A 12,368-nucleotide genomic window follows, 5' to 3' on the forward strand; every position below is an offset into this window, starting at 1 on the left:
CGCGCGGCACATTCAGGACACACCCAGTTCGTTGTCGATGAAGTCGAGAACCTGGGCCGCGGACGCGGACTCCAGCCTCTCCGCGGCGGTCATCTCTTCCTCCGCCGGCTTTCGTGTCGCCTTCCACTTCGCCAGCAGGCCTTCGAGCCGTGCCGTGACCGCCGCCGAGTCGTCGTCTGCCATCTCGAGGCCGATCAGAGTGGTTTCGAGCCTGGCCAGTTCGTTGAGGACCGGATCGGCGCCGCCCCGGCCCGGCGTGGTGCCGACCGCCGGGGCGATGCGCTCCAGCAGGTAGTCGGCGAGCACCGCCGCGTCCGGATAGTCGAAGACGAGGGCGGCGGGCAGGCGCAGACCGGTGGCGGCGGCGAGCCGGTTGCGCAGTTCGACGGCGGTCAGGGAGTCGAAGCCCAGCTCCTTGAAGTTGGTGTCCGCCTGCACCGCTTCGGCGTCGGCGTGTCCGAGCACGGTGACCACATGGCCACGGACCAACTGGAGAACGGCGCGTTGCTGTTCCGCGGCGGACAGGCCCGCCAGCCGGTCGGCCCAGTCGTCCGGCCGTGCGTCGGCTGCCGCCGCCGTACGCCGCGCCACCGCGCCACCGGCACCGGAGGCGGCGAGGGCGCGGAGCGTTGCGGGGATACTGCCGACGGGCTGGGCGGCGAGGACACGGGTGTCCATATCCGCCGCGATCAGTTGGTGGCCGCCGTGCTCGGACGCCGCGTCGAGCAGCCGGAGGGCGTGGTCCGCGGCCATCGCGGTGACGCCCGAGCGGGACATCCGGGCCAGGTCCGCATCGGCGAGGCCGCCGGTCATCTCGCTGGACTCGGCCCACAGGCCCCACGCCACCGAGACCGTCGGCAGGCCCAGCGCCTGGCGGTGGGCCGCCAACGCGTCGCAGAAGGCGTTGGCCGCCGCGTAGTTGGCCTGCCCCGGGCTGCCCATGACCCCGGCGGCCGACGAGAACAGCACGAACGCGCCCAGGCGCAGATGCGCCGTCGCGGTGTGCAGATGTGCCGCGGCGGTGGCCTTCGCCGCCCAGACCCGCGCCAGCCGCTCGGGAGTCTGCGCGGTGACGACCGCGTCGTCCAGCACACCCGCGGCATGGATGACCGCGGTCAGCGGATGCTCGGGATCGACTCCCGCCACCAGCTCGGCCACGGTTGTCGCGTCGGTGACATCGGCCGCGACGACGCGTACCCGCGCGCCCAGGGCGGTCAGCCGGGCGGCGAGGTCCCGGGCACCCGGCGCGTCCGGTCCCCGGCGGCTCACCAGCAGCAGATGCCCGATCCGCCACACGCGTACGAGGTGTTCGGCGACCAGCGCGCCCAGCGTGCCGGTGCCACCGGTGACGAGGGCCGTGCCGTCCGGGTCCACCGGGGCGGGGACGTCCAGGACCAGCTTGCCGGTGTGCCTGGCCTGGCTGAGATGGCGCAGCGCCTCACGTGTCCGGCTCAGCGGCCAGGTCCGCACCGGCAGCGGCGGCGGGGCCGCGGTCGCTCGGATGACTTCGATAGCTCCGGTGGCGCCAGTGACTCGGGTGACCTCGGTGTCTCCGGTGGCTGCCGTGAGCTCGGCGGCACCGGTGGCTCCGGCGGCGGCCCCGGTTGCCCCCGCGGCCTTGGCGGCACCGGCAACCTCAGCGGCACCAGTGCCTCCGGCGGCCTCGGCCGCCCCCGTGGTGAACAACTCACCCAGTTCGCCCAGCATCCGGCCGATGCGTTCGGGTCCGGCATCGGTGATCAGGTCGTAGACCTGGTACGTCACCCCGGGATGCTCCTCCGCGACACGCTCGGGGTCACGGAGGTCGGTCTTGCCCATCTCCATCAGCCGGCCGCCCTCGCCCAACAGCCGCAAGGAGGCGTCGACGAAAGGCCCGGCGAGGCTGTTGAGCACCACATCGACACCACGTCCACCGGTGGCCTCGCGGAACACCTCCTCGAAGTCCAGATCGCGCGACGAGGCCCGGTGCGCCTGGTCGATGCCCATCTCCTCCAGCACCCCGTGCTTCGCCGGGCTCGCCGTCGCGTAGACCTCCGCCCCCAGGTGGCGGGCGATCCGCACGGCCGCCATGCCCACACCGCCGGTCGCGGCATGGATCAGCACCGACTCCCCGGCCCGGAGCCCGGCCAGCTCCACGAGCCCGTACCAGGCGGTCAGGTACGCCACCGGCACCGAGGCCGCCTGCGGATAGGTCCACCCGGCGGGAATGGGCGCCACCATGCGGGCGTCGGTCACCGCCGTCGGGCCGAACGCGCGGTCGAAGACCCCCATGACCCGGTCACCCACCGCGAGCCCGGTCACCTCGGGGCTGATGTCGACCACCACGCCGGCACCCTCGCCACCGAGCCCGGTCTGGCCCGGGGCCATGCCCAAACTGATCAGCGCGTCGCGGAAGTTGATACCGGCCGCGTGCACCGCGACCCGCACCTGGTGCGGCCCGAGGGGCTCGAGCACCTCCGGGCACGGCACCGGCTTCACGTTCTCCATCGTGGCCGCGCCGGTCAGTTCCAGCCGCCATGCGGGCCGGCCCACCAGTGCGGCCACACCTCCGCTGCTCGCGCCACCGGCGCGGATCAGCCGGGGCACCCGAAGCCGTCCCGCCCGCAGTGCGACCTGCGGCTCGTCCAGACGCACCGCACACGCCACCGCGCCGCGCACGTCCTCCGCGAGCGGCTCGGCGTCCGGGTCGAGATCGACCAGAAGGAATCGCCCCGGGTTCTCCGCCTGCGCACTGCGCACCAGCCCGCACACGGCGGCCCCGGCCATGTCCACGCCGCCGTCTCCGGCGCCCTCCGCCTCGGGGGCGTCGATCGCCACCGCTCCCCGCGTGACCAGCACCAGCCGGGCGTCTGCCAGCCGAGGTTCGGCCAGCCAGCCCCGCACCAGCTCCAGCACCCGCTCCGAGGCCGCCAGACCGGCGGCCGCCAGGTCCGTGTCCACGTGCCTCCCGGAGGGGTCGCCGAGGGCGGGCGGATACGCGATGGCCACCGAGGGGGCGGGGTCGTCACCACCGAGGGTGGACACCAACGCCTCCAGATGCGGATGGCGTACCGCGTCCGGCACGAATGGCCCGCTCTCGTCAGGCCCCAGTACCACCCAACGGCCGCCGTCCGCCGGGTCCGGCTCCTGGCGCTCCGCATCGGTGTCCTGTGCGGGGACGGGCAGGGGCGTCCACTCCAGGGTGAACAACCCGTCCACCCGCGGCCCACCGGAGGTCTGGAGCTGGTCGACGGCGGCCGGTCGCATCACCAGCGAGTCGACGGTCAGCACCGGACCGCCCACGGCGTCGGCCACCTCGACCCGCAGCCCGCGCTCGCCATCGGCGCCACCCGCCTCCTGCCGCTGGGGCGAGAGCCGCACCCGTACGGTTGTGGCACCGCCCGCCCACAGCGATACGCCGTTCCAGGCGAACGGCAGCCACACCCGGCCGTCGTCGTGGTCCTCCTCGGGCCGGTCCAGGAGGAACGCCGGATGCAGCGCGGCATCCAGCAGTGCCGGGTGGATGCCGAACCCCTCCTGGTCTCCGGCGGCGTCGGGCAGTGCCACTTCGGCGAGCACATCGGTGCCGTCCCGCCACACCGCCCGCAGTCCACGGAACGACGGCCCGTACGCGTATCCGGACGCCTCGGCGCGTTCGTAGAACCCGTCCAGCCGTACGGGCTCCGCGCCCACCGGAGGCCACGCCCGGCCCGGCTCGTCCACCGGGCCCCGCTCGGGGCTCTGCGGGGACGGCGGGCCCAGGATGCCCTCGGCGTGGCATACCCACCCCGGGTCGGCGCCGGGCTCGACATCATGGTCGGGCCGGGAGTACACCCGCACATCGCGCCGCCCGTCCTCGGTGGCCACGCCGGCCACCACCTGGACGCGCAGCCCACCGGACGCGGGGAGGACGAGCGGAACCTGGAGCGCCAGCTCCTCCACCCCGCCGCAGCCCGCCTCGTCGGCGGCCCGCAGCGCCCACTCCACCAGGGCCGCGCCCGGCGCCAGCACGGCGCCCGCCATCACATGCTCGGCCAGCCAGCCCCCGGCGCCCCCGGCCGAGATCCGGCCGGTCAGCACCAGCCCGCCATCGGCGAGCCCGACGGCCGCCGGCAGATGTGCGTGCTCGACGCGCTGTAGCCCGGCGGCCCCCACGTCCCCGACGCCTCCGCGCGCCGCCAGCCAGTAGCGCTCGCGCTGGAAGGCGTACGTCGGCAGATCCACCGTCCGGGGCGCCGGATCGGCCGGGAACCAGCGGGCCCAGCCGACGTCCGTGCCATGGGTGTGGAGTTGGGCGAGGGCGTGGCCGAGTGCGTGGGCATCGGGCCGTTTACGGCTCAGGGTGGCGGCCACCAGCGGGCTCGGCCGCCCGGCCCCGCTCTGGCCCTCGCCCTCGCCCTCGTCGGTGTCTGCCGTCGCGTCGTCGGCGGCGGCGGCGAGGTGCTGAAGGGTGTGCTGGGTCGCGGTGGCCAGGACGGGGTCGGGGCCGAGTTCGAGGAAGGCGCCGGTTTCGGGCGCGATATGAGCGACGGCGGGGTGGAATCGCACGGGCTGACGGATGTGCCGTACCCAGTAGTCCGGCGTGGCCATCTCCTCGTCGGCCGGCTCACCGGTGAGGTTGCTGAGTACCGGAAGGGTGGGCCGGTGGAAGGTCAGGCCGTCGATGGCCTGCGCGAACGGCTCCAGGATGGGATCCATCAGCGGGGAGTGGAAGGCGTGGCTGACCGTCAGGGGCCTGGTCTTGCGGCCCTTCGCCGCCCAGGTTGCGCGGATGTCGGCGACCAGTTCGATCGGACCGGAGACCACGGTGCTGCCCGGGGTGTTCAGAGCGGCGATGCCCAGCTGGCCGCCGTATGCCGCCAGATCCTCGGCGAGTTCCTCGGCGGTGGCGGCGATGGTGGCCATGCCCCCGCCGGTGGGGAGGTGGCCCATGAGCGTGGCACGGGCAGCCACGAGTCGGCAGGCGTCGGGAAGGTCGAAGACCTCGGCTACATGGGCGGCCGCGATCTCCCCGATCGAATGCCCGATGACGGCGTCCGGGCGTACGCCGAACGAGTCGAGCAGCCGCGCCAGGGCGATGTGCAGCGCGAACAGCCCCGTCTGGGCATAGGTGGTGTGGTCCAGCAGCCCCGGCCGCTCGGCCACACCATGGAAGACCACATCGCCGAGGGGATGTTCCAGATGGGGATCGAGCAGTCCGCAGACCTCGTCGAACGCCGTGGCGAACACGGGGAATCGGTCGTACAGTCCCGCCCCCATCCCTTGCCGCTGACTGCCCTGACCGCTGAAGAGCCACACCGTCTTGCCCGCCGCCGCTCCGCTGCCGGGGAGCACCACACCCGGATGGGGGTCACCGGTGGCCAGCGCCTCCACGGCGGCCAGCAGCTCGGCGCGGTCATCGCCCAACGCCACCGCCCGGTGCTCGAACAGCGACCGGGTGGAAGCGAGCGACCAGCCCACATCGACCATCGACATCTCCGGGCGCCCGGCCATGCGTTCGGCCAGCGCGGCGGCCTGGCCACGCAGCGCCTCCGCGCTCCGTGCGGACAGCGGCCATGGGACGATCCGCAGGTGGTCGGGAGAGGTCACGGGCTCGGTCGTGACGCACTCGATCGGCTCGGTGGCCTGCTCAAGAAGGAGATGGGCGTTGGTGCCGGAGGCGCCGAACGAGGACACACCGGCCCGGCGCGGTCGCTCACCGTTCGGCCACTCCACCGCCTCGGTCAGCAGCCGCACCGCACCGCTCCCCCAGTCCACATGCGGGCTCGGCTCATCGATGTGCAACGAGGCGGGCAGCATTCCATGGCGCATGGCCTGCACCATCTTGATGACGCCCGCGACACCCGCCGCCGCCTGCGTATGCCCGATGTTGGACTTGATCGAGCCCAGCAGCAGCGGCCGCTCGGCCGGGCGTTCCTGACCGTACGTGGCCAGCAGCGCCTGCGCCTCGATCGGATCGCCCAGCGTCGTCCCCGTACCGTGCGCCTCCACCGCATCGACATCCGATGCCGACAGCCCCGCGCTCGCCAGGGCCTGGCGGATCACCCGCTGCTGCGACGGCCCGTTCGGCGCCGTCAATCCATTGGACGCGCCGTCCTGATTGACCGCCGAGCCACGGATCACCGCCAGGACGTCGTGGCCGTTGCGGCGGGCGTCCGACAGCCGTTCCAGAAGCAGAACGCCCACGCCTTCGCCCCAGCCGGTGCCATCGGCGGCGGCTGCGAAGGGCTTGCAGCGGCCATCGGGGGCCAGGCCGCGCTGGCGGGAGAAACCGGTGAACACATCCGGGGTGGCCATCACCGTGACGCCACCGGCCAGTGCCAGGGTGCACTCCCCCTGGCGCAGCGCCTGCGCCGCCAGATGCATCGCCACCAGCGACGACGAACACGCCGTGTCCACCGTCACCGCCGGACCCTCGAAGCCCAGCGTGTACGCCACCCGGCCCGAGACCACACTGCCCGAGCTGGCCAGCATGGCGTAGCCCTCCAGCCGTGCGTCGCCGCCGCTGAGCCCGGCGGCGTAGTCGTGGTACATCACACCCGCGTAGACACCGGTCGGGCTCCCCTTCAGCGACACCGGATCGATCCCCGCCCGCTCCAGCACCTCCCACGACGCCTCCAACAGCAACCGCTGCTGCGGATCCGTCGCCAGCGCCTCCCGCGGATTGATCCCGAAGAACGCAGCGTCAAACGCATCGGCGTCGTACAGGAACCCGCCTTTGCGCGCGTACGAGGTGCCGGGGTGGTCGGGGTCGGGGTGAAAGAGCCCGTCCAGGTCCCAGCCCCGGCCGGTCGGAAACTCCCCGATGGCGTCACGGCCCGAGGCGACCAGATCCCAGAGCTCCTCCGGCGAGCTGACCCCGCCCGGGAAGCGGCAGGTCATCGCCACGATGGCGATCGGCTCGTCCGCGTCGGCCCTCGCGGCGAGGGGAGCACGGGTCCCGGCGGTCTCGCCGGTCAGCCGGGCGCACAGATACTCCGCCAGCACCCGAGGCGTCGGATAGTCGAACACCAACGTCGCCGGCAACCGCAACCCCGTCACCACCGACAACCGATTACGCAACTCCACCGCCGTCAACGAATCAAAACCCAACTCCTTGAACGCCGCATCCACCCGCACCTCACCCAACGAACCAAACCCCAACACCACCGCCACACCACCCCGCACCACATCCACCACCACATCCAACCGACCCGCCGCATCCAACCCCACCAACTCAGCCACCAACCCCGAAACCGACGAACCACCCTCCGCGGCCCGCCGCCGGACACGGCCGGACACCAACCCCCGCAACACCGCCGGAAGATCCGCACGAGCCACCCCGGCGGTGTCGACAGCGGCGGCGACACAGAGGGAGCTACCCTGCGCACAGGCGGCATCGAGCAGGCCCAGCGCCTTCTCGCTGGACATCGCGGTGATGCCCGAGCGGGACATCCGGGCCCGGTCCGTAGCGGCGAGCCTTCCGGTCAGCTCGCTGGCCTGGGCCCACAGGCCCCAGGCCACCGACAGCCCCGGGAGGCCGTGGGCCTGACGGTGGGCGGCGAGGGCGTCGCAAAAGGCGTTCGCCGCCGCGTAATTGGCCTGGCCGGGGCTGCCCAGGACACCGGCGGCCGACGAGAACATCGCGAACAGCGACAGCGGAAGGTCGGCGGTGGCGGTGTGCAGATGCGCCGCGCCCGCCGCCTTGGCCGCCCACACCCGGGCCAGCCGCTCGGGTGTCTGGGAGGTCACCACCGCGTCGTCGAGGAGCCCCGAGGCATGGATGACACCGGTCAGTGGATGGTCGGTGTCGATCCCCGCCACGAGCTCGGCCACCGCCGACGCGTCCGAGACGTCCACGGCGGCGATCCGCACCCGCGCGCCCAACTCCTCGCATCGCGCCGCCAGTTCGCGAGCTCCTGGGGCCTCCGGCCCGCGACGGCTCACCAGAAGCAGATGGCCGACCTGCCAGGTGCGTACCAGATGTTCGGCCACCAGGCCGCCGAGAGTGCCGGTGCCGCCCGTCACGAGCACGGTGCCATCGGGATCGAGCGCCGCCAGGGCGTCCCGCCCCTCCGGACCGCTGTCGGCGGAGGCGCGGATCAGCCGTGGCACCCACGCCCGGCCATCCCGCACGGCCAACTGCGGCTCGTCCAGGTCCATCGCCCGCGCGACGGCGTCCCGTACATTGTCGGCACTCACATCGGCCGCCGGGCCAGGGTCGAGGGCGGGGGCGAGGTCGAGGGCGAGGGCGAGGCCCAGGTCGAGCAGCAGGAAACGCCCCGGGTTCTCCGCCTGAGCGCTCCGCAGAAGGCCCCAGAGCGCGGCGGCGGCCACATCCGTACCGCTCTCGGCGACGTCGACCGCGCCGCGCGTCACCACGACCAACCGGGCATCGGCAAGCCGGGGCTCGGCAAGCCACGTCTGCACCAGCGCCAGAGCCCGTTGTGCCATCTCCAGACCGGCGGTCGCCAGGTCGGCCACGGCGTCGGCATCGGCGTCCGGGCGCGGGAACTCGGCGAGCACCACGGCCGGGACCGGCTCCCCGTCATCGAGCCTCGCGAGCACCGCCTCCAGATCCGGGCCAGCCCCCTCGGCCGCCAGCACCGTCCAGCTGTCGCGATCGGCCACCGGCTCGTCGGTCCGAGTGGGCTGCGGCAGTGGGGTCCAGTCGAGAACGAACAGACCGTCCGCAGCACGCGTTGCCCCAGCCCGCAACTGCTCTACGGCCGCCGGTCGCGTCACCAGGGAGTCGACGGTCAGAACGGGGTCGCCCACGGCATCGGCCACCACCAGCCGCAGCCCGCGCTCGCCCCCGGCCCCGTCCCGATGCGGGGACAGTCGAACGCGTACGGTGCTCGCTCCACCGGCCCACAGCGACACCCCGTTCCAGGCGAACGGCAACCACACCTGGCCACCGTCCCGCTCCTGTTCGGGCTCCGTGTCGAGCAGGAGGGCCGGGTGCAGGGCCGCGTCGAGCAACGCCGGGTGGATGCCGAACCCCTCCGCGTCGCCCGCCGCCTCGGGCAGCGCCACTTCGGCCAACAGGTCCGCACCGCCCCGCCACACGGCCCGCAGCCCCTGGAAGGACGGCCCGTACGCATAGCCCGCCGTCGCGGAGCGCTCGTAGAACCCCTCCAGGTCCACCGGTTGCGCACCCGCCGGAGGCCATGTGCCGCCCAGTCCCTCGACCGACCGGTCCGCGGCCTCCGACCCCGGGCTCAACACCCCCTCGGCGTGGCACACCCAGCCCACGTCGGCGCCTGAGCCGGCCTCGCCATCCGGACGGGAGTAGATCCGCACATCGCGCCGCCCGTCCTCCGCTGGGGCGCCCACCACCACCTGGATGCGCAGTCCGCCCGACCCGGGCAGCACCAACGGCACGTGCAGCGCCAGCTCCTCGACCCCACCACAACCGACCTCGTCGGCCGCTCGCAAGGCCCACTCCACCAGGGCCGCGCCCGGGGCCAGGGCCGCGCCCGCCACGATGTGCTCACCGAGCCAGCCCTCACCGCCACCGGCCGCAATGCGCCCGGTGAGCAGATGGGTGCTTCCATCGGCCAGCTCCACGGCGGCGCCCAGCAACGGATGGCCCGCGGCGACCAGACCGAGGCCGCTGGGGTCACCCGCCGTGCCCGAGGCGTTCATCCAGTAACGCTGGTGCTGGAAGGCATACGTGGGCAGATCGACCGTACGAGGGGTGGGATCGGCCGGGAACGCGGGCCTCCAGTCCACCTCCACCCCGGCGATGAACGCCTGGGCGAGGGAGTGCAGGAGCTGGGCCTGGCCACCATGATCGCGACGCAGGGTGGGTACGGCGACCGCGTCCACACCCGCCCGCTCGAAGGACTCCTGCATTCCGAGGAGCAGCACCGGATGGGTGCTGGCCTCGATAAACACCCGATGCCCATCCGCCAGCAACGCCTCGACCGCGTCAGCGAACCGCACCCGCTCCCGCAGATTCCGCACCCAATAGTCCGTATCGAGGCCAGTCGCATCGACTCGACCACCGGCCACCGTCGAATAAAACGCCACCTCACCCGCACCACCGACAACCGGACGGACACCGGCCAAAACCTCAAGCAACTCCTCACGGATCCCCTCCACCTGAGGACCATGCGAGGCATAGTCCACCTCGATCAGCCGGGCCCGCTCCCCCGCCTCCTGACACCCGGCCACCACAGCGGCCACCTGCACCGGCGGACCAGACACCACCGTCGATGACGGCCCGTTCACGGCCGCCACACCCACACCAGCCGCCCGATCGCCAAGCTGCGACAGCAGTTGCCCCGCCCGCTCCTCACCCACACCGAGCGACGCCATCGCCCCACCACCGGCCAACCGCCGCAACGCCTTGCTCCGCAACGCCACAACCCTCGCACCGTCCTCCAACGACAACGCACCCGCAACCACAGCCGCCGCAATCTCCCCCTGGCTATGACCCACCACCGCCGCAGGACACACCCCATACCCCGCCCACACCGCCGCCAACGACACCATCACCGCCCACAACACCGGCTGCACCACATCCACCCGCCCCAAATCCGCCGCACCCTCCACCCCACGCAACACATCCGAAAGCGACCAATCCACAAACGGCCCCAGCGCCCGCTCACACTCCGCCACCCGCGCCGCAAACACCGGCGACACCCCAAGCAACTCCGCACCCATCCCCACCCACTGCGAACCCTGCCCCGGAAACACCAGCACCGGACCCACATCACCCGCCAACGCCGCCACGCCCGACCGCACCACACCCGGATGCGACCCACCCCCCGCCAACGCCTCCACACCCGCCAACAACCCAGCCCGATCACCACCCACCACCACCGCCCGATGCTCAAACACCGACCGCGTGGCGACCAACGACCACCCCACATCCCCAGACGACAGCTCAGACGCACCCCCCACCCGCTCAGCCAACGCCCCAGCCTGCCCCCGCAACGCCTCCACACTCCGCCCCGACACCACCCACGGCACCACCCCACCCACCACAGACGACGGCGCCGCCACATCCTCCTCAGGAGCCTGCTCCACAATCACATGCGCATTGGTGCCACTGATCCCGAACGCGGACACCCCGGCCCGGCGGGGCCGCTCGTTCCGCGGCCACTCCACCGGGTCCGTGAGCAGCCGCACCGCCCCGCCGGACCAGTCCGCGTGCGGGGTCGGCTCGTCGACGTGCAGTGTGGCGGGCAACAGCTGGTGGCGGAGGGCCATCACCATCTTGATGACACCGGCCACACCCGCCGCGCCCTGCGTATGGCCGATGTTGGACTTCAGCGAGCCGAGCCACAGCGGCCGGTCCTCCGGCCGGTCCCGGCCGTACGCGGCGAGCAGCGCCTCGGCCTCGATGGGGTCACCCAGTGTGGTGCCCGTGCCATGGGCCTCCACCGCGTCCACCTCGGCGGAGGACAGCTGTGCGTTGATCAGCGCCTGGCGGATCACTCGCTGCTGCGAAGGGCCGTTCGGCGCGGTGAGCCCGTTCGACGCGCCGTCCTGGTTGATGGCCGAGCCACGGAGCACGGCCAGCACCTGGTGGCCGTTGCGCTGGGCGTCGGAGAGCCGCTCCAGCAGCAGGAGTCCCACGCCCTCCGAGAAGCCCGTGCCGTCCGCGGCGGCCGCGAAGGGCTTGCAGCGGCCGTCGGGGGCCAGGCCGCGCTGGCGGGAGAACTCCACAAAGGTGTTCGGGGTGGTCATCACGGTCACGCCACCGGCCAGGGCCAGGGTGCACTCCCCCTGCCGCAGCGCCTGGCAGGCGAGATGCATCGCCACCAGCGACGATGAACACGCCGTGTCCACCGTCACCGCGGGGCCCTCCAGACCGAGGGTGAAGGCCACCCGGCCGGAGACGACGCTCAGGGTGTTTCCGGTGAGCAGATATCCTTCCGCGCTCTTCTCGATCCGCGGGGTGCCGAAGCCGAGGATTCCGGCGCCCGCGTAGACCCCGGTGGGGGTGCCCTTCAGCGAAGTGGGGTCGATTCCGGCGCGTTCGAGCAATTCCCAGGAGACTTCGAGCAGTTGGCGCTGCTGGGGTTCGGCCGCCAGGGCCTCGCGGGGGCTGATGCCGAAGAAGGTGGCGTCGAAGCCGTCGGCCCGGTCCAGGAATCCGCCGTGGCGGACATAGCTGGTGCCGGAGTGGTCGGGGTCCGGGTGGAACAGCCCGGTCAGGTCCCAGCCGCGGTCGGCCGGAAACTCCCCGATCGCGTCCCCGCGCGAGGCGACCAGCTCCCACAGGTCCTCTGGCGAGGTGATTCCGCCGGGAAACCGGCAGGCCATGCTGACGATGGCCACCGGTTCCTGGGCACGCTCCTCCATCTCGCGAAGTCGTCGACGCGTCTGCCCCAGATCGGCCGTGACCTTCTTGAGGTACTGGCGGAGCTTCTCTTCGGTACCCGACATCAGTTCCG

Annotated in this window: 1 protein-coding gene; it reads right to left on the minus strand. The window is 72.6% G+C overall.

What is annotated here, in order from left to right; translation table 11 throughout:
• Window positions 1–12: 12 nt before the first annotated feature.
• Entirely contained in the window at window positions 13–12,360 is a 12,348-nt protein-coding gene (locus KHP12_RS08260; protein WP_246648474.1) for a type I polyketide synthase, read from the minus strand.
• Window positions 12,361–12,368 lie beyond the last annotated feature (8 nt).

The sequence above is a fragment of the Streptomyces asiaticus genome (assembly GCF_018138715.1).
GTDB classification, from domain to species: Bacteria; Actinomycetota; Actinomycetes; order Streptomycetales; family Streptomycetaceae; genus Streptomyces; species Streptomyces asiaticus.